The 24,438-nt window shown below is 46.0% G+C and carries 24 protein-coding genes; 14 read left to right on the forward strand and 10 right to left on the reverse strand.

Features of this window, described 5'->3' with window-relative positions; all coding sequences use genetic code 11:
• Window positions 1-277 precede the first annotated feature (277 nt).
• Window positions 278-1,768 (forward strand): MocR-like pyridoxine biosynthesis transcription factor PdxR, encoded by a 1,491-nt coding sequence (gene pdxR, locus G8768_RS07730; RefSeq protein ID WP_279545268.1) that lies wholly within the window; start codon window positions 278-280, stop codon window positions 1,766-1,768.
• A gap of 116 nt (window positions 1,769-1,884) precedes the next feature.
• On the opposite strand, the gene ykgO is transcribed toward pdxR, so the two are convergent.
• Both ykgO and G8768_RS07740 read right to left on the reverse strand, forming a co-directional pair.
• On the reverse strand, window positions 1,885-2,028 hold the full coding sequence (ykgO, locus tag G8768_RS07735; RefSeq protein ID WP_166848929.1) for a type B 50S ribosomal protein L36: 144 nt from the start codon (window positions 2,026-2,028) through the stop codon (window positions 1,885-1,887).
• An 8-nt stretch (window positions 2,029-2,036) separates the two neighbouring features.
• Window positions 2,037-2,297, reverse strand: coding sequence for a type B 50S ribosomal protein L31 (locus tag G8768_RS07740; RefSeq protein ID WP_166848927.1), 261 nt, complete (start codon window positions 2,295-2,297; stop codon window positions 2,037-2,039).
• A 536-nt stretch (window positions 2,298-2,833) separates the two neighbouring features.
• Here G8768_RS07740 and G8768_RS07745 point away from each other — a divergent pair.
• Window positions 2,834-4,075 carry a leucine-rich repeat domain-containing protein gene (locus tag G8768_RS07745; RefSeq protein ID WP_166848925.1) on the forward strand — a complete coding sequence of 414 codons (1,242 nt, stop codon included), beginning with the start codon at window positions 2,834-2,836 and terminating at the stop codon, window positions 4,073-4,075.
• Window positions 4,076-4,129: 54 nt separating this feature from the next.
• On the opposite strand, the gene G8768_RS07750 is transcribed toward G8768_RS07745, so the two are convergent.
• From G8768_RS07750 to G8768_RS07760, 3 genes are all read right to left on the reverse strand, one after another.
• Window positions 4,130-4,711: an LOG family protein gene (locus G8768_RS07750; protein WP_166848923.1), complete on the reverse strand. Its 582-nt coding sequence runs from the start codon at window positions 4,709-4,711 to the stop codon at window positions 4,130-4,132.
• A gap of 353 nt (window positions 4,712-5,064) precedes the next feature.
• The gene (locus G8768_RS07755; RefSeq protein ID WP_166848921.1) at window positions 5,065-5,340 is read right to left on the reverse strand and encodes a hypothetical protein; all 276 of its coding nucleotides are present in this window, start codon (window positions 5,338-5,340) and stop codon (window positions 5,065-5,067) included.
• Between the two features lie 342 nt (window positions 5,341-5,682).
• Window positions 5,683-6,291 carry a TetR/AcrR family transcriptional regulator gene (locus G8768_RS07760; RefSeq protein WP_166848919.1) on the reverse strand — a complete coding sequence of 203 codons (609 nt, stop codon included), beginning with the start codon at window positions 6,289-6,291 and terminating at the stop codon, window positions 5,683-5,685.
• Between the two features lie 303 nt (window positions 6,292-6,594).
• Between G8768_RS07760 and G8768_RS07765 the strand changes: the two genes are divergently transcribed.
• From G8768_RS07765 to G8768_RS07785, 5 genes are all read left to right on the forward strand, one after another.
• Window positions 6,595-7,197, forward strand: coding sequence for a nuclear transport factor 2 family protein (locus G8768_RS07765; RefSeq protein WP_166848915.1), 603 nt, complete (start codon window positions 6,595-6,597; stop codon window positions 7,195-7,197).
• A gap of 74 nt (window positions 7,198-7,271) precedes the next feature.
• Window positions 7,272-8,639, forward strand: a complete 1,368-nt coding sequence (locus G8768_RS07770) for an NAD(P)/FAD-dependent oxidoreductase (protein ID WP_166848913.1) — start codon at window positions 7,272-7,274, stop codon at window positions 8,637-8,639.
• 787 nt (window positions 8,640-9,426) lie between these two features.
• A complete protein-coding gene (locus G8768_RS07775) occupies window positions 9,427-10,485 on the forward strand; it encodes an acyltransferase family protein (RefSeq protein ID WP_166848910.1) in 1,059 nt (352 codons plus the stop codon).
• A 91-nt stretch (window positions 10,486-10,576) separates the two neighbouring features.
• Window positions 10,577-10,882: a helix-turn-helix domain-containing protein gene (locus G8768_RS21340; protein ID WP_208020090.1), complete on the forward strand. Its 306-nt coding sequence runs from the start codon at window positions 10,577-10,579 to the stop codon at window positions 10,880-10,882.
• A gap of 2 nt (window positions 10,883-10,884) precedes the next feature.
• Window positions 10,885-11,271, forward strand: a complete 387-nt coding sequence (locus tag G8768_RS07785) for a VOC family protein (protein ID WP_166848907.1) — start codon at window positions 10,885-10,887, stop codon at window positions 11,269-11,271.
• A gap of 88 nt (window positions 11,272-11,359) precedes the next feature.
• On the opposite strand, the gene G8768_RS07790 is transcribed toward G8768_RS07785, so the two are convergent.
• Complete coding sequence (locus G8768_RS07790; RefSeq protein ID WP_166848904.1) at window positions 11,360-11,605, reverse strand: hypothetical protein; 246 nt, start codon at window positions 11,603-11,605, stop codon at window positions 11,360-11,362.
• Window positions 11,606-11,860: 255 nt separating this feature from the next.
• Between G8768_RS07790 and G8768_RS07795 the strand changes: the two genes are divergently transcribed.
• Window positions 11,861-12,847 carry a DUF1852 domain-containing protein gene (locus G8768_RS07795; protein WP_166848901.1) on the forward strand — a complete coding sequence of 329 codons (987 nt, stop codon included), beginning with the start codon at window positions 11,861-11,863 and terminating at the stop codon, window positions 12,845-12,847.
• 18 nt (window positions 12,848-12,865) lie between these two features.
• Window positions 12,866-13,903 (forward strand): methionine synthase, encoded by a 1,038-nt coding sequence (locus G8768_RS07800; RefSeq protein WP_166848898.1) that lies wholly within the window; start codon window positions 12,866-12,868, stop codon window positions 13,901-13,903.
• Between the two features lie 171 nt (window positions 13,904-14,074).
• Here G8768_RS07800 and G8768_RS07805 read toward each other — a convergent pair whose 3' ends face one another.
• Window positions 14,075-14,911 (reverse strand): sulfite exporter TauE/SafE family protein, encoded by an 837-nt coding sequence (locus tag G8768_RS07805; RefSeq protein WP_166848895.1) that lies wholly within the window; start codon window positions 14,909-14,911, stop codon window positions 14,075-14,077.
• Between the two features lie 349 nt (window positions 14,912-15,260).
• Between G8768_RS07805 and G8768_RS07810 the strand changes: the two genes are divergently transcribed.
• On the forward strand, window positions 15,261-15,656 hold the full coding sequence (locus G8768_RS07810) for a universal stress protein (RefSeq protein WP_166848892.1): 396 nt from the start codon (window positions 15,261-15,263) through the stop codon (window positions 15,654-15,656).
• A gap of 56 nt (window positions 15,657-15,712) precedes the next feature.
• On the opposite strand, the gene G8768_RS07815 is transcribed toward G8768_RS07810, so the two are convergent.
• Both G8768_RS07815 and G8768_RS07820 read right to left on the reverse strand, forming a co-directional pair.
• On the reverse strand, window positions 15,713-16,726 hold the full coding sequence (locus G8768_RS07815; RefSeq protein ID WP_166848889.1) for a GGDEF domain-containing protein: 1,014 nt from the start codon (window positions 16,724-16,726) through the stop codon (window positions 15,713-15,715).
• Between the two features lie 259 nt (window positions 16,727-16,985).
• On the reverse strand, window positions 16,986-18,104 hold the full coding sequence (locus G8768_RS07820; RefSeq protein ID WP_166848887.1) for a helix-turn-helix transcriptional regulator: 1,119 nt from the start codon (window positions 18,102-18,104) through the stop codon (window positions 16,986-16,988).
• Window positions 18,105-18,287: 183 nt separating this feature from the next.
• Between G8768_RS07820 and G8768_RS07825 the strand changes: the two genes are divergently transcribed.
• The 3 genes from G8768_RS07825 to G8768_RS07835 all read left to right on the forward strand — a co-directional run bounded on the left by G8768_RS07825 (window position 18,288) and on the right by G8768_RS07835 (window position 22,940).
• Window positions 18,288-20,498 carry a TonB-dependent receptor gene (locus tag G8768_RS07825; protein ID WP_166848884.1) on the forward strand — a complete coding sequence of 737 codons (2,211 nt, stop codon included), beginning with the start codon at window positions 18,288-18,290 and terminating at the stop codon, window positions 20,496-20,498.
• A gap of 52 nt (window positions 20,499-20,550) precedes the next feature.
• Window positions 20,551-21,708: a serine hydrolase domain-containing protein gene (locus G8768_RS07830; protein WP_166848881.1), complete on the forward strand. Its 1,158-nt coding sequence runs from the start codon at window positions 20,551-20,553 to the stop codon at window positions 21,706-21,708.
• Window positions 21,709-22,322: 614 nt separating this feature from the next.
• Window positions 22,323-22,940: a leucine-rich repeat domain-containing protein gene (locus G8768_RS07835; protein ID WP_166848878.1), complete on the forward strand. Its 618-nt coding sequence runs from the start codon at window positions 22,323-22,325 to the stop codon at window positions 22,938-22,940.
• Window positions 22,941-23,089: 149 nt separating this feature from the next.
• Here the strand turns inward: G8768_RS07835 and G8768_RS07840 are convergent, their stop codons facing one another.
• The gene (locus tag G8768_RS07840) at window positions 23,090-23,452 is read right to left on the reverse strand and encodes a winged helix-turn-helix transcriptional regulator (protein ID WP_208020091.1); all 363 of its coding nucleotides are present in this window, start codon (window positions 23,450-23,452) and stop codon (window positions 23,090-23,092) included.
• A 295-nt stretch (window positions 23,453-23,747) separates the two neighbouring features.
• Between G8768_RS07840 and G8768_RS07845 the strand changes: the two genes are divergently transcribed.
• Window positions 23,748-24,275 (forward strand): EthD domain-containing protein, encoded by a 528-nt coding sequence (locus G8768_RS07845; protein WP_166848875.1) that lies wholly within the window; start codon window positions 23,748-23,750, stop codon window positions 24,273-24,275.
• Window positions 24,276-24,438 lie beyond the last annotated feature (163 nt).

Below are 24,438 nucleotides of genomic sequence, written 5' to 3' on the forward strand. Positions count from 1 at the left end.
CGAACTATCCATTTAAGCTGCATTTCAAAAAACCGCTTAACACGCTCAATATAAATTTATTTATATTGAAGAGCGGAAAGTTTTCATGATTTTTCTGCTCACGGTTTCCGCAAAATTTTATGGTCAAATTTATCGGCCTAAAAGAACCACATATAGATACTTGTCGGGTCCAATTATTTTCAATAATAAAATGATTAATGAGTTCAGAGAGACTTGAACGAGAAGTCCTGTTAAATTTAGCCAGGCAAATCCCAGAGAGTTATATTGAAATTAATTTATGCAACAAGCGGATACCTTACTTTCGGATTCACTGACATTTAATTCAGAATCCAGCCAACCTTTGCATAGGCAACTTTGTCAGCAATTGAGGAAACTCATTTTGGAAGATGCTTTGCAACCCGGAAGCTGGTTGCCTCCGAGTCGGCAACTTGCCAAAGAGATCGGCTTGTCCAGAAACACTGTTATAGCAGCGTATGAACAACTGATCGAAGAAGGTTTGTTGGAATCCAAACACGGTTCAGGGACTCGAGTATCCAATGATCTGCTTCCTGTTCAGGAAGAAATGCACGCCAAAAAAACCGATATGGTCACCACCGCCTCACTGTCTTCGCGAGTTGCCGAATTGCCGCCGGTCCCGGCATCGGTAACGTTGTTTGGTGGCAGTACCTTGCTGGCCGGCTTTCCGGATCTTGACAGGTTTCCGAGTAAAGCCTGGAATCAAGCGTTTTTAAATGCGAGTAATCGTCTGTCGATTCATTTGCGCGAATTGGATGTGTACGCCGGGAGCATTCCTTTGCGTAAAGAGCTTGCTCAGTACCTAAGAGTTTCAAGAGGCGTGAAAGCAAGTCATGAGCAGGTTTTTATTACGGCTGGTGCCAGTCAAAGTTTGCATCTGGTCAGTCGCGCGTTAACCAATGTCGGTGATGTTGCCTGGTTGGAGGACCCGGGATATTCAGTCGCAAAATTGGCGCTTCAATTAGCCGATTTAAACATCAAACCGATTCGGGTTGATGAAAGGGGCGCCAGTTTGAAGAATCTTCCAGCGGTTTCTCCGAATCTGATTTACCTGACAACGTCCTATCAATTTCCCCTGGGCTACACCATGCCTCTCGAAAGGCGAACGGAATGGCTCGAGCTTGCCCGTCAACACAATGCCTGGATTATTGAAGACGACTACGATGGTGAGTTTCGATATTCTGGAAATCCGGTGCCGGCTCTGGCGGGCCTTGAGGGCAATCAGCAAACCCTATATATGGGAACGTTCAGTAAAACACTGTCACCCTCATTGCGAATGAGTTATCTGGTGGTGCCCCCCAATCTGGTTGATACCTTCAGAAAAGCCTACCCGGTGTTGGGGAATGAAAGTTCAGTTGTTACCCAGGCCGCACTTGCGGAATTGATCGGTGGTGGCACTTTCTTTCGTCATGTGAAAAACATGCGCGATCTTTATGGCAGTCGCCGATTGGCTATGGAGGATTCCCTTTCCAAAACCCTGGGTTTGGATACGCAGTATATTCAGAACAAAAATGCGGGCTTGCACATCACGGTTTCACTTGATGTGGCTGACCGATTAATTACAGAAAAGACGGTTGCCCAGGGATTGGGTTGCACTCCTATCTCGTCGTGCTTTCATTCGTATCCGCAACAAAATGGCTTGATGTTGGGGTTCACTTCCAGAAATCAGGAAATCAATGCGCGAGCGCTAGAGGTGTTGGCGGACGTATTGGAAGAAAGTGGGGCCAATGCCCAGGAACTGGCTTCAGACTGAGACTTTCCTCAGCTTATGGTCAGGCAGCGAGTTTGGCCGTTAACTGAAACGTCCTGTAGGCAGACGTTTCCAGTTAATGGGGAAGGTGTAACGCCTAAGCCAAAGAAGAGCGAGAGCTACTTCTTTTTCTTTACGGTCCCCTGACGTGCTTTAAAACGCGGGTTGGATTTGCAGATCACATAGAGCCTGCCTCTGCGTCTCACGACCTGGCAGTCCTTGTGTCGCAGTTTGGCAGACTTCAGAGAGCTTAATACTTGCATGGGGGCTCCTATTTGGATTTCAGTGAACGATTCTTGAAGCGGCTATTAAACTGAGCGATACGTCCTTCAGACTTCGCCTTGCGCTGTTCGCCGGTATAAACGGGGTGTGAAGCGCTGGATATATCCAAGTGGATCAGTGGATAGGTATTGCCGTCTTCCCAGACCACGCTCTGGCTGGATTTGCAGGTCGATCGGATTTTGAAATCCTGACCGCAGCTGCTGTCTCTGAAAATAACGTAATCGTATTCCGGGTGTATGCCTTTCTTCATTGTTGTCTTCGGTCTCTGGAAAAGGTGGATAATTCATATATTTGCAATGTTATAACATAACGATATTGCATATCATGCGCAAATGCAAGTCATTCTCATGCTGGTGGTTTTATGGGGTGCTGGTATGGGGTAGGCAGGTTCTCCCCGCCTTGTCTTTAAAGGTGGTGCCAGCCGATTCTGGCCGCAGGGAAATCCCTGAGCAGGTGCAGTAACGCCGTAATATGGCTTCCTCTGCTTGCTTGAGCGAGTGGCTTGATTATTAGTAAAACGCTTTCAGCAAAAGTGAAGCAAGTGCTCCCAAAAGGGTTTGTCAAAATAATCAATTTTGACAATAAAACAGGAATAACAAAATGCCTGATGAATAGAAAAACGTCTGGCGTGCCGGAAAATATATAGGGCCACCTATTCCAGGCGGAGGTTTCTTACATTGGTTTTTTGTTGATGAAAGGAATTACCCGCCAGCTTGTGAGCGCAATTGCTAACATTGGCTATAATTCAAACACGTCGCAACGATTTAGTTCTATGGGAATCAGGTAATGTTGATCTTTTCACGTTGTATTACCTTGCGCTTTCATTCTTTCAAACTCCTTACCTGCAATACTCGCCGTGCAAAAGTATTTCAGTATCTGGTGTTGATTGTTCTGTTTTCAGTCGCTGCTCAAAGTTATAGTCAGGCACTTAACGCGAGCTTATGCACCGATCCGGGTAATGCTGCCAACGTCACGGTAACTGTGTCGGAGTGTCAGGCTTTGGTGGCTTTTCACAACGCCACCGGTGGTGGCACTGACTGGAATACAACTCCAGGTTCAAGTCAATGGGCTTCAGGGAACAGTATTTCGGATTGGCAGGGTGTGACGGTGAGTGGGGGCGGTGTCACGCAAATGACCCTCAACAGTTTACTGACAGGCTCAATACCGAATGAAATCGGTGATCTGGTTAATCTCACGATTCTCCACCTTGCTTCAAACACTCTCACAGGTTCAATTCCGAGCAGTATCGGTAATCTGGTTAATTTGCAAGAACTCCAGTTATACGACAATCAACTAAACGGAAACTTGCCAACCGAGCTTGGAGATCTCAACAGCTTGATACATATGAATCTCTACGGGAATCAATTTACTGGAAGCATTCCAGTGCAGCTCAGCCAGTTGACCGTACTGCAAACCCTGTCACTTCAAAATAATAACTTGAACGGAACCATACCCAGCCAATTAGGCTTGCTGACAAACTTGAACCGATTGTTGTTAGGTGGCAATAATCTTAGCGGAGGCATTCCTTCAGAGCTGGGGGATTTGAGTAATCTTCTGGTGTTGGTGCTGGGAGAATTTCCAGCAGCACTGGCTTTTACTCCTCAAGATGCGACTTTGGTGTCCGATGGAAACAATCTCACTGGTCCGATTCCGCCCGAGCTTGGACAACTGAGTCAGCTTCAAGCCTTGCTGCTCGGGGATAATCAACTCAATGGGAGTATTCCCAGTCAGTTAGGAATGCTGAGCAATCTCGTTTATATGTACCTGCACGATAATCAACTAACGGGAGCGGTACCCAACAGTCTTGCCTCACTGAATAACTTAACCCACTTGTTTCTGGAAAATAACCTTCTGAGTGGCGACCTGGACCTTTTGTTTTCGCCTCTGACCAGCGGATCGCTCGCCAACTTTAACTTCACCCAGCGCTCATTGTCATCCTTGACCGGTGTGCCGACATTGCCTTGGCCGATGTTATTTATGATTCCACTGGCTTTGCTCGCTGTGGTGCGCAGTCAGGCTGGTAAGTAGAAAAGGTTAAAATTTAATTCCGAGGCATTTGGGTTTTTATAGAGTTTATTTTAGTTAAGTCTCACCCCGCCCAATCCACTTGTCTACTGTAGGATGCTTGTACGCCAGCATGGTATGGAGCAATGCTATTGGATCTTCTTCTACCATCAACATCTCTCGGTGTGTTGCTTTGATAAACGCCTGTTCAACGGCGTGATCTAAAAACTCTGCCAGTTTGCTGTAGTATTGTTTTGCGTTGAGCAGCGCACAGGGTTTTTGGTGGAAGCCCAGTTGCGACCAAGTGAGAACTTCAAAGATCTCTTCGAGAGTTCCCAGTCCGCCGGGCAGGGCGATAAAGCCATCGGAAATTTCGGCCATCATGGATTTGCGTTCATGCATGGAATTGACCACTTTCAATTCGGTCAGGCCGTGGTGGGAGACTTCCTTTTCAACCAGCGCTTGGGGAATGACACCGATCACCTCGCCGCCGGACTCCAGAACGGTATCGGCAATTTCACCCATAATGCCAACACTAGCACCGCCATAGACTAAACCGATGTTGTGTTTAACCAGTTCTCTGGCAAGGGTGCGAGCGGCTTCGATGTATTCGGGAGATTTTCCGGGGTTCGAGCCACAATAGACACATATCTTTTTCATTCATTATCCTTATCTTGGTCGGTAATTCACCTGCCGTTCAGTGAAGACAGTAATACTAACACTGCATAGTCAGGTTTGTGTTTGCTTGCGCTGAACAGGGGCAAGTAAGGTTTAATAAGTTTGTCAGAAGTGATCAAATTCTGCTGCGCTGAGTCAGTGCTTGAAGGTACTCAAACTTGGCGGCGATATTGATGATGAGACCGGTGACGAGAGTTAAGGAAGACTAACAAAAGGAAAGGCGATATTGCTTGCCAGCAGCTCTTGAGAAATTGAGTACTGAGCGAAATTGCTGTTTGAAGTCTGAAATAGAAAGAGGGGGCAGCCCCCTCTTTGCCTGCTTGGAGCAGACGTTTTTACTTCATTTGTGCTGTACAAGCTTGAGCAACTTTCATCGCATTCGCCTGTATTTGCTTTGTGTCGCCTGAAGCCTGGGCCTTAAGGACGGCTTCATAGTCTGTTTTCTCAGCGTTGCAGACGCACAGCTTTTTGGCTTGCTCTCTCATGTTGGCTGGCATATTTGCCGATTGAGTTTCACAGGCCTTTAGTGCAGTTGCTTTTAGTTGCTTGGCATCCATCGCCTGGCAAAGACCAGAGAAAACAAGCAGCACTAAGATTGATAAGTTCTTCATACAAAACCCCAAAGTTAAATTGAACGTAAAATCATCATTTTACATACCAATGGTATGTTTCTATCTGGAGGTATGTCAATAGCGAATGTCTCAATCTTCGAAAATGAATGACATTGCCTATACTGATTTGAGACAAGCGGTCATTAGGCGCGTATTTAGAGAATGCGCATTACTGTGGGGCACGTGATGTTTGGGGTACGGAAGAAGAGGGAGAAGGCTGATTATAGAAATTGGCGTACAGGTTTAAAGGTCTTCTGAATTGGAATCACGCTGAATCTGAACCGTACTGAACAGGGACAGCGATAAAGGGCTGTTAATGGTTTAGACGCCCCCCCAATCCATTTATTTACCGAGTCGTTTTTTCGCGTCTTCGGTCAGGGCTCCGGAAATAAAATCTTCAAGCAACAGCAGGAGTTCTTCGCGTTTGGCTTTTCTGTCCCGAGCGCCAACCAGACTCATCATCGAATGAATCAAAACCCCGAAAATTGCATCTGCCAATAAGTCGGCTTTATAAGGCTTGAGCAGGCCATGGTCGATCAATCGCGTGACGCCTTCGATCAGGGGTTTTAAGGTGTGTTCTTCATCCAGCTTACGCCATTTTTCCCAGCCGAGTACCGTGATGGCTTCTTGAATGGGAATCCTTGTGGTTTTTGAGGTTTCCAGAAAAGCCTTACTTTGATTGATCATGTCCAGCCAGGGGTCGTCGGTGAGCGAGACCTTCTCAACATGAGCGGAGACCTGGCTGGCTTGCTTGCTGTAGCAGGCTGCAAAGATGTCTTCTTTATTTTTAAAGTGGTGGTAGATAGCGCCTTTAGTGACACGGGCGTCCTCGGCGATTTTTCCCAGGGATGTTTTACTGAAACCTTGTTTTCCAAACAGGAGGCCGGCTTTTTCAATCAGCTCTTCTCGGGTGGCTTCAGCATTTTCATCTCTTCTGGACTTCAGCGTCATTTAGTCAATCCTGGTGGCAAAAGCAAATGCCTTATCTGGCAATTCAGTGTTTTCAATGTTCTTCAGTATACAAGATACAAGTCTATCAAGCTTTCAGAAGCCTGCCATTTTAACTTGAATCACCTGTTATCAATGTTTGGCGATTACAGGCGGCTCTAGGCTCATTCTACTAAAAGTTAATAATAATCAATAAGTTACGAATGGTCGAGTTGTCATGATGGCTATGGGTAATGCTTTAAAAATACTTGCATTTGACATGCTTTAGGAATCTCACATACCATTGGTATGTAAAAAGATGATTTTGTGATCAGTTTGTTTGTGCAGGGTGCCTGGTTGTTGCTGGTATCGATTCCGGGCGTTTCGACAAAGCTTCGTAACTCGGACAGGGGAGATAAAGCGATGAAAAAATACGTTCAACTTTCACTCATGATTTCAATTTTCCTGGTGTTATCAGGCTGTGAATTCCTTAATAAAATGTCGGTTGGCCCGAGTGCCAAGGCATACGGTGAAGCTTGGGATGAGTTGGATGTTGATAAGATTCTTGCCCTCCACCATGAAGATTCCATTTACCAGTTGCACATCACAAATGAGCCGGTAGCAAAAGGTAAGGACGAGATTCGGACAGCGTTTAAAACGATTTTTGAACTCTTTCCCGACTATAACTCTACTTTGCAGCACATCTCCTTTGGGAGCGATTCTGCAACGATCCGCTTTTCTCTTTCAGCTACGCCAACACAACCCTATGTCATCGGCAACAGGCGGTTTATTCCAACTGGCCAAACCTTTTCTCTGGATATGATCGATGAGCTGATATTTGAAGATGGTTTGGTAAAAGAAAAGCACAGCTATATGGATCTTGAATCCCTGTACCTCAATAGCAAAAGTGTAGAAACCATAGAGCGTTGAGAAAGCCTTGGTAAGGGCAGCAAATCTGCACAAGACAGAATGAGCACGATCTGGAATGTCTATCGGTGAATATCATGAGTAACTCAAACATCAAATCTTTCAGCGCTACCAGTTTTTGGTTCGACAGTATCGAGCCACAACTGCCCTTTCTTCCTTCGCTGGAGGGTGATCAGCACTACGATGTGGCGATCATTGGGGGTGGATTTACCGGCCTGTCCACAGCGATTGCCCTCCGAGAGCGAAACGTCCGTGTTGCGATTATTGAAAAAGGCAGGGCTGGCTCAGGCGCCAGCGGGCGCAACAGTGGTCATGTGGGGTGTTCATTGGGCATGCTTCCTCTGCTCACCTATAAGAACTTCGGTGAAGAAAGAACTCGGCAATTGTCTCGAGTTGTGAATGATGCGGTTGATAATGTAGAGCACATGATCGCGCAAAGTGGCGCCGACTGTGACTACAATCAGTGTGGCAATATCATGGCGGCCGTAAGTCGTGGCGAGGAAAACAGTAAGATTGAAAAATACGCCGCTTTGTTTGAGAAGATGGGCATAGAGAATGAACTTCTGGATCAAAATGCCTTGCAGAAGAAGGGTATACCGGAATGTGTGGTCAAAGCGGCCCATTGGAAAAAAGGGGGCGTTATCAATCCAGTAAAATATGCTCGATGTTTAACGGACATCGCTTTGGCCAAGGGTGTCGTTATTTATGAGAATAGCGAAGTTGAACAGATTATTCCTGGTAAGAAAGTCACCATCGTTAGCGATAGGGGTAATGTTTTTTGTGATAAAGCGGTATTGGCGACAAATGCATATTCAGGAGAGCTGGGCTTTCTCAAACACAAGATAATTCCTATGTCGGTATCTGTATTTGTGAGCGATCCTCTGACGGTTGAGCAGCGGGCTCGCCTCGATTGGCAGGGTGGAGAAGGCATAACCACAGCCCATATGGCACTGGAAAACATCCGCTTAACAGCTGACAATCGAATTCTTATCGGCTCAAAATCTGCCCGTCTGGGATTTGGAACCTCTCACCCAACCCCGAATGATTCATTGACATTTTCAACATTGAATACGGTGTTTCGAGATCGCTTACCCGAGCTGAGCGATGTCAATATTGACGTTGGTTGGACAGGCCGCGTGGCGATCTCATCTGATGGCGTACCGAGTATTGGCACACTGAGCAAACACAACAATATTTATTACGGCGTCGGCTATTCCGGCCACGGTATAGCCATGGCAAGTAATGCGGGCAATGTTATTGCAAAGCTTATGTGCGGAGAAGATCTGGAAGAGGCGCAGATCCTGGTGAACCGAAAAGCACTGCGCGTACCGCCGGAGCCATTTCGATGGATTGTCGGACGATCTGTGATGGCCGCAATGAAAGGGGTTGATAAAAAGATCGATCGGAATGCGAAATTGGAACGGCGATCTTCCACATCTATGTAACGCCACACAATGAATGCGCCAATGAAGTTAACGGTTTGCTAACCGATGAGCCCCAGTTCTGCTTCGGCAAGCGTGTATAAGCCAAAGCTGAGGAACAGTGTGGGAAGTGAGGCCAGCGATACACAAAGCAAAATTCTACTCAGTTGTTTCCGTAGCAGGATTGCTGCAACAAATGAATAAAACCCGGGAAGCAATCCAAAGGTAAAGCAGTTTGCCACCAAAATCCCCGCGACAAACCGCAAAGGGCAGTCTCTATCGGTATAAAATAAATAGGTAAAATACAAAGACAGGCCAATACACATCGCGCAAAGTATATTGGCGATCAGTACGGATGCAGGGCCCATTCGGTTCATCTAATTGTTCCTGAATAACGCTAACAGTGGGTATTTTTTCGTAGCGTACACTTTGGCCTGTTGGTGGCTTTCGTTCTTAATGTTATCCCTTTCAATTCTACCCTCGAAGTGTCTTCCTGTCTTTAGTTAAGAGTCAATGCCTGCCGCCCGGTTCGAGTTGAAGTATGGGTGGTGTTGTTTGGCAAGGGTGTTGAAGTATTGTTTGTTGAGGAAAAATTGTGGGCCTGATTGGTCTGTCAATCCGGAATAAAGAGGGTTTAAGTGTCAACATCGCTTGTAATCGTTCCGGTGACGCTCGCTAACTCATCGTTTGTCAGATATCACAACATCCCCCCCTTTTCCTGAAGGCATTATTAAAATACCATTTTAGCCAGTGGTAGATAGAGAGGTAATGCGGTTCCCATAAAATCAATAAATTAACGGGTGTGCCAAATTTGAAATTTTCCAATTTGCAATCTCTTCGTTTTTTCGCTGCGCTCATTGTGGTGTTGCATCATGTTTTACCCCACTATACGTATGTCGGCGGTAATTCCCCTCTGGTAATGTGGTTGGGTGAGTGGGGGTTCATTGGTGTCGATGTGTTTTTTGTCATCAGTGGTTTTGTCATTGCAGGCACTTTATATCGAAATGAACGCTTGGGGTGGGCTCAGTTTTTATCCCGAAGGGCGTTTCGTATTTTCCTAGGGTATTGGCCCTTTTTAATCTTTACTCTTGTTTTAATGGTTATCTATCTTCCAGATAAACTCAGCCGCATTGACTTAACAGGTTCAATATTTTTAACGCAAGTCAATATGCCGGAGCTGGCCTTGCCTGTGTCCTGGAGTCTTACTTACGAACTTTATTTTTATTTTCTGGCGTCATTCTATTTGTTGCTGAGAAATAAATTTCTGGTGGCCTTTTTCTTTGTGTATTTGTTGATTGTTCTCTGGAGTAACGCCAGTGCTTCTATGAGTATTGTGGATAGTGTTTTTTTATCTCCGCTGGTTTTGGAGTTTTGTGTGGGCGCATGCATTTTCTACGCGACAAGAGCCGAGCCTTCGAAATATAGCGTCTTACTCCTTGCTTTAGTCATAGTTACCTGCGCCAGCGTGTACCTGGGTATTCATTTTGATGCCAAGGATGGGTTGCCGCGGGTGATTACCTTTGGTTTTGGTTCGGCGGCATTAGTGACATTTGTGGTCTTGTTGGAGTCATCGCTAAGTTCAAAAAAATGGTTGGTGCATTTAGGTGATTCGTCTTACGCCCTCTACTTGAGCCATCTGCTGTGGATATGGCTTTTTGAGTTTTCAGGAATGAGAAAGCAGCTTGAAGAAACCGGGCCGTTCTGGGTCAATGTAGCCTTTGCCAGCTTATTGTTATTTTGTATTGGTTTTGCCAGTCTGTACTATCGTTGGGTTGAAAAACCGCTGTATCACGCAGTTCTTGATCGCTTCAATTTGCGGCATCTCAGCCGCCAAGCTTCTTTTGAAAAGCTTAAAAGCCATGCAGGGTGAGGTGTAACTGGAAGGTTCATCACAGGCTGCTTGAACGCAAATCGTATTCGGCAGGCTTGCTAATGCAACAAGGTTGTTGCATTATGGTGGGGTGATTAAATCCAGTGAAGAAACAGAGCTGAGTAACCTGTTCAAGGCGCTTGGCGATGCCAGCAGGCGGCGCATAATTGACGAACTGATGATTCGCGATAAGCAATCACTGTTTGAAATATGCAGCCGCGTTTCCGCTGTGCACGGGATATCTTCGAGTCGACAGGCGCTTTCCCGACACCTTGCAGTGCTCGAATCGGCGGGAATCATCACCATAGAATGGAAGGGGACAACCAAGCTTCATACCCTGAACAAATCCCGCCTTTCAAGCTTGTCCTCTGGCTGGCTATCAACCTTTGGAGACTGACCATGAAAATCTATGTAACGAGTGTTTTTGTTGATGATCAGGAAAAAGCACTCAACTTCTATACCGAAACCCTTGGCTTTGAAAAAAAGCAGGATATTCCCCTGGGTGAGTATCGCTGGCTTACGGTTGTGTCAAAAAGCGATCCCAAGGGTACCGAGTTATTGCTGGAGCCGAGTGCTCATACCGCTGTCCCGCCTTTCAAGCAGGCGTTGCTTGAGGACGGTATACCTTTCGCGTCTTTTCAGGTCGATGATCTGGATTCCGAGTTTAAGCGATTGAATGAGGCTGGCGTTATGTTTACACAAGAGCCGATGGATGCCGGTAGCGTCAGGATGGCCGTTCTCAACGATACCTGCGGAAATCTCATTCAGTTGATCGAAATGGTATAGCTTGTTCGAATATCTCAATGTAATGCTAAATGGCCGAGCCTGGACACTCTTTCCTCATAAGTAAGAGAGTCCGGCAAGCTTTGTGTCGCTAATTGCGTTCAACAATACCAAAGTTCTGCAGGGCTTCCGACCATTCGACTACTGTGCTTTCCCCTGTCTCAGGAAAATCTGTCAAGGTAAATGAACCTGAAATTCCTTTTGCAAACTCTTGTCCAAAACCGGCGATATCAAAATCATGTTCACTGGCGATGTTTCCGTTGATATACAGCTTAATCGTATGACGGCCAAGTGAATACACACTCCAGTTCACGGTGCCGCAAATCCATTTCAGCATTGGCTGAGCTGCACCATGCCAGATACAAGGGGGCTAGGTGTTGTATTAAGGCCCGATCAATACAAATCATGAATTTAAATCATTAATTAATGAGATAAAATTGATTTTATTCATGTAATGGTGTGGGTAAAGTGCATTCATCTCATGCTTTCAGGCAATTTACCTGTCCTGTCTCAAACAACGTCCTGGCTAAGGGCAGTTTGATGGCAGGGCAGCAAACACAGGTTTTATCGTAGAAATAAGGCATTAATCACGATGAATAACGACTTTACCTTTTCCATCAAGAGCATTTGCTTCGATGAGAATTACCACCCATCTGACAGTACACGCATTACTACCAATTTTGCCAATCTGGCGAGAGGGGAGAGCCGCCGGGAAAATCTGCGCAATGCCTTAAAGATGATCGACAACAGCTTTAATGCTCTGGCCCATTGGGACAACCCCAATGGGGATCGGTACTCTGTGAAATTGGAAATCATTTCTGTCGAAATGGATGTGGCGAACAGTCGACAGGCCTTTCCGTCCATTGAAATACTGAAAACCGTTATCGTTGATCACAAAACCGGAAAACAAACGGAAGGCATTGTGGGGAATAACTTTTCTTCCTATGTGCGAGACTATGATTTCAGCGTTTTACTGTTGAACCACAATGAGGGTAAGCCCAAATTCACGATTCCTGAAAACTTTGGTGATCTTCATGGCAAGCTCTTCAAGTATTTTGTGAATTCAGACACCTATCAACAGCATTTCAATAAGCCTCCGGTTATATGCCTCAGTGTCTCTGACAATAAAACTTACCATAAAACGGAAAACCAGCATCCTGTGCTGGGTGTTGAATATCTACCCAATGAATCCTCTCTGACCGAGCAGTACTTCAAGAAAATGGGTTTGCAGGTTCGTTATTTCATGCCGCCTAACAGCGTTGCGCCGCTTTCGTTTTATTTCTTTGGGGATCTGCTGAGCGACTACAGCAACCTCGAGTTAATCAGCACTATAAGTACGATGGAGACCTTTCAAAAAATCTATCGCCCGGAGATTTACAATGCCAATGCCACGGCAGGAAAGCGCTATCAACCCAGCTTGAAGAATCTGGATCATTCGTTAACTCAGATTGTTTATGATCGTGAAGAGCGCAGCAGGTTAGCCATTGAACAAGGCCGGTTTGCGGAAGAGCATTTTATCAAGCCCTATCAAAATGTACTTGAACAGTGGTCAGCCAATTATGACCTGAAGTCAGCCTAAACGAAGACAGAATCTATTATGAAAATACTATTACCCACTTCAACGGCGGGTAGCCTGCCAAAACCTTCCTGGCTGGCACAACCTGAAACATTGTGGTCGCCCTGGAAGTTGCAAGACAAAGAGCTGCTTGAGGGCAAGCAGGATGCGCTTCGTGTATCTCTGCAGGAGCAACAGCAGTCCGGTATCGATATTGTGAGTGATGGCGAGCAAACACGACAGCATTTTGTGACGACGTTTATCGAACACCTGAGCGGTGTTGATTTTGAACATCGTAAAACGGTTAAAATTCGAGATCGCTATGACGCAAGTGTTCCCACCGTTGTTGATAAAGTGAGCCGGCCAAAACCGGTTTTTGTTGAAGACGCAAAGTTTTTACGTCAGCAAACCGATCAAGTGATTAAGTGGGCCCTACCCGGTCCAATGACCATGATTGATACTCTGTATGATGATCATTACAAAAGCCGTGAAAAACTGGCTTGGGAGTTCGCTAAAATTCTCAATCAGGAAGCCAGAGAACTGGAGGCGGCGGGTGTTGATATTATTCAATTTGACGAACCGGCATTTAATGTTTTCTTCGATGAGGTGAATGACTGGGGTATTGCTTGTCTGGAAAGAGCCATCGAAGGGCTTAAGTGTGAAACGGCAGTGCACATTTGCTATGGCTACGGCATCAAAGCCAATACGGATTGGAAAAAGACTCTGGGTTCAGAGTGGCGTCAATATGAAGAAGTCTTTCCCAAACTGCAGCAATCCAATATCGATATTATTTCTTTAGAATGCCAAAACTCCCGCGTGCCCATCGAATTGCTGGAGCTTATTCGGGGCAAAAAAGTCATGGTGGGCGCTATCGATGTGGCAACGGATACGATTGAAACTCCAGAGGACGTTGCCAATACCTTGCGAAAAGCACTCAAGTTTGTCGATGCTGATAAGCTCTACCCCTGCACCAACTGCGGTATGGCGCCGTTATCTCGCACCGTAGCCCGCGGCAAGCTCCAAGCGCTGAGCGCAGGTGCAGAGATTGTTCGAAGAGAACTTTTATCCTCAGCTGCTTAATCCTATTTGAATGTACAGGCTTACCTTCTCTGGCAGCGTGTGTGCCAACGTCGCTGTTTAAGGGGGGGCTGTTTCTCTTCGTTCCGGTATTCCCAAATCAGACGCCCAATCCGGGAACAGTAAGCTTATTTCCTATCAATCGTTATGTGCTTTGAAGGGTGGGGTTTCGGATTACCCTCCAAAGAAAAGCTGCGCCAGCATGCGTGCACCCGTCAAAAACAAAACAAACGCAAATACCTTTTTCAGCATTGCAGCATCCAGTTTTGAGGCGAGTGATGCCCCAACGGGAGCGAACAATACGGTTAATGGCACAATGCAGACAAAGCTGACAACATTGACCAGGCCCAGTGTTCCGGCTGGTGCATCGGCTGGCGTTGTGCCTGCGATCATCATCGTCAATGCACCGGGCAATGAAATAATCAGGCCTATTGCCGCTGCTGTGCCAACGGCCTTGTGGGCAGGGTAGTTGTACAGGGTGAGTAAGGGTACAGAGAGGGTACCGCCGCCGATACCCACCATAGAGCTGAAGAAACCGATAGATGTGCCCATCACCGATTGTCCAGCTTTATTGGGCAGCTGCTTAAAAAGTGCGGATTTGCCGGTCCTGAACAACATGTTCAGCGCGGACAAAATAGCGATCACGCCAAACAACATGGTCAGCAATGTGCCTTCTACGTGAGTGACCAACCAGGCGCCCACCAGGACGCCAATAAGAATAAACACGGCCCAGCGCTTGAGAAGTTCAACATCCACATTGCCTTTCAAATTGTGGGAGCGTATCGAACTGATGGATGTTGGAACAATCGTGGCGAGTGAGGTCGCCGTTGCAATCAACATGGCCGATTCCGCTGAGACGCCAAAGCCTTGAAACAGGAAAAACAAGACGGGCACGATAACGATACCGCCCCCAACACCCAATAAACCCGCCAGGATTCCGGCGAATACCCCCGTAGCCAGTAATGCCAGCAGGGTGGGGAGATTGTTGATCAAAAACTCGGTGATATTCATGAATGCGACTTCTATGGTTAGCGGTTTAAAAATACGAGCGGAATACTCGGGGCTAAATTTATTATTGCCCGGTTTTACACGAAGGGAGTCAGCATTGTGTGGCCAATACCTTCCTGCTTGGGCTTATCAATGTATGAATTCTAAAGAAGTCCTATGGATGAACAAAATGACATGATTTCATTGTCTGATGAGCACTGCTCATCATTTGTTTAAAGCAAAGGGCGCATTCCAGATAGGCATAAAGCCGATTCCCGGCGTTTTCGTCAATATCTTGATTTGGCACAAAGAGTGCTCAGCTTTGTATGGTGTATATATCTTATACGGTTGATTAAACGATGGAGGAGATAAGATGTATAAAACGATTGTCTGCGCGATTGAAATTGGTCAGGAAGGAAAGGCCGTGCTGTCAAAGGCACAAGAGATAGCAAGCAGCTTCGGCAGTAAGCTGGTCGTTGTCAATGTATTGCCGTATTCACTGCTCCCAAAGGACTATCAAAAAGAGTTGAAAGAAAAAGCGGAGCCTAAGTTTAGCAAGATACTGGCTGAGTTTGATGTATCAAAAAAGAACAGTGTTCAAAGAGTTGGCAAGCCCTATGAGGTCATTTGTGATGTCGCCGATAAGAAGCATGCCGATTTGATCATTCTTGGGACTCACTCCAAGAAAGGCATTCACTCTCTAATTGGGTCTACCGCCACGGGTGTGGCAAACAATGCCCGTTGTGATGTCTCTTTAGTCAGAATTTAATCAGAATCGACGGCCTGTCCTAACATTTTGGGCAGTAACTGCAGGCTACAGCAATTTTAGGTGTCTTGATAAATATGGACACAGTTACGCCCGTTTATTTTTGCTTGATACATGGCGGCATCCGCCTGTTTTATCCAGGCGGATTTATCCGCTCCGTCATAAACGACGCTCGCGCCAATGCTGGCAGAAACCGGAAAGGCCTCCGGTTCCGATAACTTTTCGATTTTACTCCGGATGGTCTCGGCTATAACGCTGCCCTCAGACCAGTCAATGCCATTGAGCAAGACCAGAAACTCATCACCTCCGAGCCTGAAAACAGCGTCGGATTTACGGGTGTTGTCCTTAATGGCGTTGGCGACCGATTGAATGATTCTGTCGCCAACATCGTGACCAAAGCTATCATTGATCGTTTTGAATCGATCGATATCAATCAGTAAAATAACCGCAGAGTGGCCATCCCGGGTATAAGTGTCTAAAACGGCCATGATTTCATTATCCAGCTGCCGGCGGTTGGATAGGCCGGTCAGAGGATCTTCCTCTGAGCTCCTGCGTAGCTTTTGTTGCAACTCCTGAATAATGTTCACCACAACATAATTAATGGCAATGGTAATGACCAGTGACAGAGAAGCCCTGATTGCGACTGTATGTGTCATTTCCATGAACATTAAAATGGAAACCGAAGCTGTCAGTGTTACCGAAAAAAACAGAGCCGCTCGCATCGGTAATACAAAGATCGACGTCGCCACGACAGGAAAAACCCAGAAAACAGCGCCTACGCCTCGGTGATGTACCGCGAGAGTAAGCGCGGCAATCAAAAAGCTCATAACAATGACGTGGTGAAAATATTCCCGCCCTCGCTGGATAACACAGATTGTATTGATCACAAGTGTTGCGACAAAGGCCAGCAAGCAGACGCCCAGCCAAATATAACTGTGAATAAGAGATAGGATGGCAAAGGGAACAATCGCGATAATACAGATGAGGTTTATAGTATAAAGCAAGCGTTTACGATGTTTGTTTAAGCTTAGTATTGCACCGTGGTTGTTTGGCACAAAACGAATATCTTCCATTACTGCTTCCTTGCACTATCGTTGGGCGATAGAGCTGGTTTGATCGGTACGACGGGTTTTCTCCTGAAATAATAGCTATCGCTAGTGAAAATTCAATGAAGATTAGGCAGAAAACCCAAAGAAAGCCTAACGAAAACCCCAATATGCGCCTGGAACTAAGCAGGCTCAGCGGGTAGGTTTAGTATCTTGAGCCAAAATCGAAAAATCGCGTGGTCTTGGTATCAGTAATAGAGTCTACAGATAGAAGAGGTGGTAAGGATTACGGCTTGTCCTGAATGAGCCGCGTGAGTTGAATACGGCTGTTCACCCCGGTTTTCTTGTAAATATTCTTAAGGTGATTTTTTACACTCCAAGGACTAATCGCGAGTTCCTGCCCCATTTCTCGGCTATCGAGGCCATTGATGGCCAGTTGGTAGACTTGATGTTCACGTGGGCTCAGGTCGTATTCCACCTGAATGTCGCTGGCATCGTTCAACTCTCGATTTCTCTCCATATAAACCAGCAAGTAAGCTTTTTCATTTTGTATAGAAAACTCTAACTGAATGTTGATGCTCAGCTTGTCGTTTATATCGGCGACATCGTTGATGAGCTTTGGCAGACGTTTCTGTTTGGCTTTACTGTGAGATTTAAATAATTCCACATTGCGTCTAATTCTCGCAGAGCGTTCAAAAATTTCAGTGATGCTATTGCCATACTTGCTCAACTGCTTTCCCAGTCGTGTCATCTTGTCGTTGCGATAAACACTTTTAAAATCGTCTGAAAATATGATTATGGCTTGGTCGGAAAGTTTTTTATTTAATATATTAAAGATATCCAGTTGTTGCTCGTTCTGATTTTTAAGCAAGATGTGACTTAAAGCATTGGCCAGTATTGGAGTGATTAACTGAGCCAGTAATACATCGGATTTTGAAAAATCAATTTCTTCCTGGGTACGGGTGACGCTGATACTGGCCAGTATCTCCCCCTGATGGTGTACCGCCATGGTTAATACATATCGGCAGTCCATCTCTTTCAGCAGTTCGCTGTAAAAACGCGTTCGTTTAAGTTGCCTGAAGCTGATTAAATCACTCAACCGGATCGCATTTAAATCGTTATGGCAGTGGCCTGTTTGAATCCATTCATAGAGCGGATCTTGATGGTGAAGATCCGGGTAGTTCCATTCGCCCTTTACGTTGTAATTGTGAAAAAACATATCCTCTTTGGAGAGGGTTCTGCCGCCCCATTTGAAATCGCTCCAATTTAAGATGACCGAGCTGCTGGCATTGAAGATTCTTTCTAATCGGGTCAAGGCGATGTCCAGAAAATTATCAAAGCTTTCCTCTTTCTGTAGGGCATCGGCCAATTCAACAACTTGATAAGTGGTGTCTTTGTTGATCATCGCGAGCACTTAAGTCTCTGTAATTATTGTGGTTTTATAGGGCTATACAAGTCTTTCTACGATATTTTCAGCTTTTTCTCCAGAATCGGAAAATAGCTCGGTCGAGCTATTTATCATAGTAGCTCTGAATCCTAGTATTTTGCAAACACATCAAAACGATAACGAATAAAGGGGATGTAGCCGATGAGTCAGCCGAGTGGTTTTTCTCAACAAGGTCTTTGCATATCGATTGCCGTAGCTTCAGTTTTCTCGGCGTCAGTAGGCGCTGCCCAACTTGAAGAAGTGGTAGTAACAGCTCAGAAACGATCACAGTCTTTACAGGACGTTGCTTTAAGTGTATCTGCGATAGCGGGCGAAAATATCGATCGTTTGGATTTGGATAACGTCACCAGTCTAGCGACTATGGTTCCCAATCTAAACGCCATGGACAACGCAGCCGGTAACCCGTCATTTCGAATACGCGGGGTTGGCTTGAACGACTTTTCAGCCGCTTTCGATAGTCCTGTTGGAATTCATCTCGACGAAACTTTTTTGTTCAAACCTGTGCTCGCGTCTTTGGGCTTTTTTGATGTGGCCAGGGTTGAAGCGCTAAAGGGGCCTCAAGGTATGGTTTTTGGACGTAACACCACCGGCGGTGCGGTGAATTTCTATAGCCATACCCCGACGGAGGAATTGGAAGCCGCGGTTAAGGTCAGTTACGGACGCTACCAGCGTTTGGAGAGCGAAGCCTTTATAAGCGGTGCCCTGAGCGATCAGCTTAATGGTCGACTGGCGGTGCAAATAAAAGATTATGCCGATGATGAAGGGCCCTGGTTCAATCTCTATGATCAAAAGCGCCTCGGTCAGCTGGAACAACAACAATTGCGTGGCATACTGGAGTGGTCTGATGAGCAAACCAAGCTGTTGTTTACCGCGGAATACGGCAGTAAAGAAGGCGACCTGACACCTTACGACAATTTGTTTCAGTCACTGCCTGGCGCGCATCCCTTTGCGGTCAATGTGGCAGGCGAGCTTGATCCTTCCAGGGTTATTCGAGAGCCCAAAAGTCGCAGTGTGTTTAACGCTGATCATAGCCAAAGCACCGATAGTGAACTATGGGGGGTGAGGTTGCGTATCGATCATGAGCTGGAAATTGGCAATGTAACATCGCTTACAAGCTACAAAGATTTCGAGCGGGAGAACACCGAGGACAGTGACAACACACCCATTCGAAGCGTCAATATCGATTGGAACAGCAAGCTCAGCAGTTTCAGTCAGGAACTTCGTTTGTCGGGTGAAGCCGACAAACTCACCTATTTAATAGGCGCTTACTATGAAGACGATACCACCGAAATAGTTGAGTTGGTGGATTCCAGAGATTTCCTGGGCTCTTACTTTGGTGATGACTATCAAGTGGATACGCGCTCCTGGGCTATCTTCACCAATAATGAATACGCACTGAGTGATCAACTTAGTCTGGTATTCGGGCTGCGATATACCGAAGAGCGGGTCGAGATTTCCGGTGAAGGATATCTGGCCGCAGCAGACGCCCAAATTCAATCGTTTTCAAGAGTCTCCCAGGGCGATCGTCAGTTCGTGGCTACGGCGGACGGAAAAAGAAGCGATGAAGATTTGAATTGGAAGCTAGGGCTGAATTACTACCCATCGGAAGATGTGTTGCTCTACAGCTCACTGTCCACCGGCTTTCGCAGTGGTGGTTTTGAAATGAGTTTTGGTGGTCTGGCATTGGGTAATACCCTTCTGACTTTTGCGCCGGAAGATGTTTTGGCAGCAGACCTGGGCATCAAAACAACCTTGCTCGATGGCGCGATGAATGTAAACGCAGCGTTGTTCTACACGCAGGTGGACGACTATCAGGATAATCTCAGTCAAGCGAACGAAGTGGTGCCGCGCCGCCGTAATGTGGGAACACTGGAAACTCAGGGCCTGGAGGTGGATCTGCAATGGCAGCTGAGCAATTCGCTGATGGTTCAGTGGGGCTTGGGATATACCGATGCCGAAGTCACCGAATCCAATGGTGTGGTGGATGGCATACCCCTGCAGGGCACCACGCCGGTTAACACCCCGGAATGGTCTACGAGTCTGCTGATTAACCATCAATTCTCGCTCACAGACGATTTGCTGATTGATACCTTGGTCAGCGCCCAGTGGCAGGATGAGCGCTATCTGGAGCCTGAGAATTCGGCGGATCATTTGGTTGAGGCCTACCACACGATTGACGCGAGCATTGCACTGATGCCTGAAGACGCATCATGGTCTGTCAGCTTGTGGGGTAAAAATCTGAGCGATGAAGACTATCTGTTGTACATCAATGATGTGCCGGCCTTCCTGCTGTTTCTCCCCATTCGCGCTGAGCCTCGCACGTTTGGGATTAGTGCGGAATACAACTTTTGATTATCGCCGGCAATGGCCGCGACCTTAAACGAATTTTATTGAGGACAAATACATGACCCGAGCAATGTGCAGCCTGAATTGGAACCAGGCACCCCATAATCGTTACAGCTTTCAACGGGTGCAGTCTTTTTTTCCAACTGCTCGGTTGAATCGCCTGAATGCGCAAGCTTTCGCATACTCCGAGAATTTTCAAGATCTAAGCGCAATAGAGTTCCAGCGCTATGCCGGTGGCACGGGCACCGTCGCTGAAATGATCGATTCCAGTTTTACCGACTCGTTTCTGGTGGTGAAATCCGGAGCTATTGTTTCGGAGATCTACCTAAATAATATGACTCCCAATAGCCACCATTTGGTGAATTCGGTCACCAAGTCTTACGTGGGTATGTTATGCGGCATTGCCATCGAACAAGGTGTCTTGAATCCGGAGGCAGCGATTCAAGATTACTTGCCTGAATTGGACAATGATGCCTGGGAGGGCGCTACGGTCAGGAACCTTCTGGATATGACGGCGGGGGCATACTATCACGAAGACTATGAAGATCGACACACTGATTTTTGGAAAGAAAGTGCCGTCGTCGGCTGGCGGCCGGATCTGCTTTCCCCTCAAGGTCCCCAAAACTTATTGGACTATGCGGCGTCCCTGTCCGGTAAGGATCAGGATAATGGTGAGAAATTTCACTATCGCACTGTCACTACAAATGTACTGGGTCTGATTTTAGAACGAGCCATGAACGCTCCATTGGAAGATCTGTTCAGTGACTATTTGTGGTCAAAGTTACATCCCAGTTGTGATGCTAACGTTGTATGTGATGCGGCCGGGCATTTGTATGTCGGTGCGGGTTTAAGTGCGACAACTCGAGATCTCGCTTGTTTCGGCATGATGATGACGAACAGGGGGCAATTGGCAGGCGAACAAATTGTTCCAGCCGCTTGGGTGCAGGATACATTGGCCGGTGACGCATGTTCTAACCAATGCTATTTGGATAGCGAGTATTCTGTGTTTGGTTTTAGCCACTATCGAAACCAGGTTTGGGTTAAAGATAAAGACAAAGGGGTGATGTTGGCGCTTGGGATCCATGGCCAAATTATTTATATGGATCAAGGCAAGGACATTGTCATCGTAAAACTCTCCTCACAAGAAGAGCAGGTCAATATGGATATGTTTGTGGATGCCTTCAATGCCATGGATGCCATTGCGAGTTCGCTATGATTCAGGGTTTGAATTCTCAGGGTTTACCTGCAATGTCTTACTGACCTTTAGAGCCTGGTTTGCAGTCTGGGCTCATTTTTTTGTTAGCTATGGCTTCTGTGTGTTTTTTCGCAGTTGTCTATAAAAGTACTGAGAAGACTGGTGGAAAAGGAGTGCTTATATTGTGAATATTACGAAGCGTTCAGCTAACTCATTCCATCTGGTTTTACTTTTTAAAAGCAATTTTCATGTAGATTTTTCAGTGTCTTTTGGTTCAGGCTTTATTCAGTTGTTTTATAAATATCGTAATTTTTTTATAGGAACTGACTCCTTAAGTGCAGGGTTGGATTAAAAATAACTTAACCTCATGGTAAGGAGTTTTTCATCTGGGGACGTTTGTAGGGTGAGATATAAATCGTTGTTCGTCATTTGGATTTAATTTTTTTGAAGATTGCCTTCATTAACGTTGTCGAATTTTTTGCTTTGGCAACATTACGGGACAAAAATAAACAAAATTGTTTTCTGTGAAGTTAAGTTTTTGACCATTTTTCTGTGAAGTTAGACAGTCTAAATAATTTAATTATAATTAATTTGTAGTTGTATTTTTCTGAAAAACTTTAATGAGAATAAGTCTAATGCTTTATCGCTTAATTCCATGTGGTCTGTTTTTTTTCTTGTTCGCAACCTTCGAATCATCGGCTCAAACTTTAGTCTATAACGGGGCAGGAGATACGGTAATAGACTGTACTGGCTGTGGTGGTGCTCTTACTATTCCGGCCGATAATGCCGGAACACCCGTAACCACCATTGGTTCAAATTCATTAAGGGGGGATGGAATTACATCGGTGGTATTTCCCAATACCTTAATCACCATTGGCGGCGAGTCATTTGCCAATAATAACTTAACATCAGTAACCATTCCCGCAAGTGTGACAACGATTGGTAGTGAGGCATTTGAGCATAATGCGATAAGCACAGCACTGTTCGAGGGCGATAGACCCACCATAGGTGGCTCAGCATTTTCGGGTAGCCCACCAATAACTACAATCAATTATTGTGCAGGTGCTTCTGGTTGGCCTGGCGCTGACATTGAAGGCGTAACGCCCACAGCAATAACGTGTTCCAGTGCCAGTGCAGCAACGCCCTCTGCGGTGCCTGCATCGACATCCTTTACCATGATGGTGCTCGCCGGTTTGCTGACAGTTTTTGCTTCGAGAGCAAAAAGGAAAAAACCTAACCTTACCGTTAGATAGATTTTTCGGCGTTGTAATTTCTCTGATTTTTTGGGGAAATTACATGCGCAAATTAACCTGTTTTACTGGAGACGTTTTTTACCTCGATTACGGATTCAAATGACATCAACGTGCATACCAAAATGTGCATTTCCTCATTCGATATGACGCTACTCTGCAGCATTTATCTGTTCATGGTTGCGTTTGCTCCAGTCACACAGCATATCCATTATCGGTCTCAGCTCATCGGCGATGTCGGTGCTGGTATATTCAACTTTGGGCGGTACCTCAGCATAGACTTTGCGTTCAACCAGATTATTGGACTCCAGCTCACGTAGCTGCTGTGTCAGCATCTTCTGGGTAATTTTAGGAATACGCTTCCTGAGCTCGCCAAATCTCAGCGTGTTATCTCTCAGGTGATACAAAATAATCACCTTCCATTTCCCCCCGATGACATCCATAGCGTTAGTTACCGGGCATTCCTGATTTTCTGAGCAACTTGCTGCGTCATATAACTCATTGTTTTTATTCATTAGTTGCCTTTTATAAACCTAGTTTACAAACAGTGCGTACTTGATCTTAATATACCCTAGATCTATGGTATATAAAATATACCAGAAGCAATAAAGATCCTTATGGCTACTTTATACCATAAGGCAAGCATGGATGTACTCAGCTCAGGCCATTGAGCGAGCTACGACGACTCAAGTCTGGGTTAGCAAGGAAACTGGTAAAAAACCGCCGAGCGCTGACGTTATTGTGGGCAGCGTGGCAACGACTTTTTGAACGGAGTAAATCCGTTTCCATCGTAACTGGAGAACACTCGTAATGATTAAAGAATTATCGAATTTCAATAAACGCTTGGCCCTGCTCAATGTATTGATACTGGCCGTGTTTATGCCTTCACTGAGTATCGCTGGCAGTGAATACGCAACCAGCGGTGCACCGCAAAAACCGGCTACTGAAGAACATGCGGCAAAACCAATGGTCAAAATCAGTTACCTTATGAGCCGCAAGGCTGGCATGACTCGCGAACAGTTTCTGGACTATTGGTCAAATAAACATCCGGCAGCGGGAGGTGAAGGGTCTTTTGAAGCACTGGGCGTCAAACGATACATTCAGACTCACACTTTGGACATCCCGGAACGTAAGGCCGTGGTGAGCGTGCGTACCGGACTGCTACCAGAGTTTGATGGTGTGGCGGAACTGTGGGTAGAACGAGAGTTTCTCGAGAAGGAATGGCCTACGGAAAAGGTTCAGGACTTCATTAAGAAGTTTTACGCGGATGAGTTGAATTTCGTTGACTGGTCGCGCTCCACGATTTTGGTGTCGAAAGAACTGGTTTATATGCCGTAAAACCGGCTTCAATCCTGAGACTTGCGATAGGGCCTGCCAACGAGTACCTAACTTGACGGTATTGCTCTGTCTCACCCTTAAATCGCTTGATTATTTCTGATTGGGTCAGGTGTCCATAACATCTGGCTTTTTTCTTCAATCTAAGAACACTGTTTTCAAGCAA

It is taken from the genome of Pseudoteredinibacter isoporae, from assembly GCF_011602085.1.
GTDB classification, from domain to species: Bacteria; Pseudomonadota; Gammaproteobacteria; order Pseudomonadales; family Cellvibrionaceae; genus Pseudoteredinibacter; species Pseudoteredinibacter isoporae.

What these genes read in the sequence shown, in the direction of transcription:
- pdxR (WP_279545268.1), top strand. Translation starts at nt 278, where the DNA reads ATGCAACAAGCGGATACCTTACTTTCGGATTCACTGACATTTAATTCA.
- ykgO (WP_166848929.1), bottom strand. Translation starts at nt 2,028, where the DNA reads ATGCAAGTATTAAGCTCTCTGAAGTCTGCCAAACTGCGACACAAGGAC.
- G8768_RS07740 (WP_166848927.1), bottom strand. Translation starts at nt 2,297, where the DNA reads ATGAAGAAAGGCATACACCCGGAATACGATTACGTTATTTTCAGAGAC.
- G8768_RS07745 (WP_166848925.1), top strand. Translation starts at nt 2,834, where the DNA reads ATGTTGATCTTTTCACGTTGTATTACCTTGCGCTTTCATTCTTTCAAA.
- G8768_RS07750 (WP_166848923.1), bottom strand. Translation starts at nt 4,711, where the DNA reads ATGAAAAAGATATGTGTCTATTGTGGCTCGAACCCCGGAAAATCTCCC.
- G8768_RS07755 (WP_166848921.1), bottom strand. Translation starts at nt 5,340, where the DNA reads ATGAAGAACTTATCAATCTTAGTGCTGCTTGTTTTCTCTGGTCTTTGC.
- G8768_RS07760 (WP_166848919.1), bottom strand. Translation starts at nt 6,291, where the DNA reads ATGACGCTGAAGTCCAGAAGAGATGAAAATGCTGAAGCCACCCGAGAA.
- G8768_RS07770 (WP_166848913.1), top strand. Translation starts at nt 7,272, where the DNA reads ATGAGTAACTCAAACATCAAATCTTTCAGCGCTACCAGTTTTTGGTTC.
- G8768_RS07785 (WP_166848907.1), top strand. Translation starts at nt 10,885, where the DNA reads ATGAAAATCTATGTAACGAGTGTTTTTGTTGATGATCAGGAAAAAGCA.
- G8768_RS07790 (WP_166848904.1), bottom strand. Translation starts at nt 11,605, where the DNA reads ATGCTGAAATGGATTTGCGGCACCGTGAACTGGAGTGTGTATTCACTT.
- G8768_RS07795 (WP_166848901.1), top strand. Translation starts at nt 11,861, where the DNA reads ATGAATAACGACTTTACCTTTTCCATCAAGAGCATTTGCTTCGATGAG.
- G8768_RS07800 (WP_166848898.1), top strand. Translation starts at nt 12,866, where the DNA reads ATGAAAATACTATTACCCACTTCAACGGCGGGTAGCCTGCCAAAACCT.
- G8768_RS07805 (WP_166848895.1), bottom strand. Translation starts at nt 14,911, where the DNA reads ATGAATATCACCGAGTTTTTGATCAACAATCTCCCCACCCTGCTGGCA.
- G8768_RS07810 (WP_166848892.1), top strand. Translation starts at nt 15,261, where the DNA reads ATGTATAAAACGATTGTCTGCGCGATTGAAATTGGTCAGGAAGGAAAG.
- G8768_RS07815 (WP_166848889.1), bottom strand. Translation starts at nt 16,726, where the DNA reads ATGGAAGATATTCGTTTTGTGCCAAACAACCACGGTGCAATACTAAGC.
- G8768_RS07820 (WP_166848887.1), bottom strand. Translation starts at nt 18,104, where the DNA reads ATGATCAACAAAGACACCACTTATCAAGTTGTTGAATTGGCCGATGCC.
- G8768_RS07825 (WP_166848884.1), top strand. Translation starts at nt 18,288, where the DNA reads ATGAGTCAGCCGAGTGGTTTTTCTCAACAAGGTCTTTGCATATCGATT.
- G8768_RS07830 (WP_166848881.1), top strand. Translation starts at nt 20,551, where the DNA reads ATGACCCGAGCAATGTGCAGCCTGAATTGGAACCAGGCACCCCATAAT.
- G8768_RS07835 (WP_166848878.1), top strand. Translation starts at nt 22,323, where the DNA reads ATGCTTTATCGCTTAATTCCATGTGGTCTGTTTTTTTTCTTGTTCGCA.
- G8768_RS07840 (WP_208020091.1), bottom strand. Translation starts at nt 23,452, where the DNA reads ATGAATAAAAACAATGAGTTATATGACGCAGCAAGTTGCTCAGAAAAT.
- G8768_RS07845 (WP_166848875.1), top strand. Translation starts at nt 23,748, where the DNA reads ATGATTAAAGAATTATCGAATTTCAATAAACGCTTGGCCCTGCTCAAT.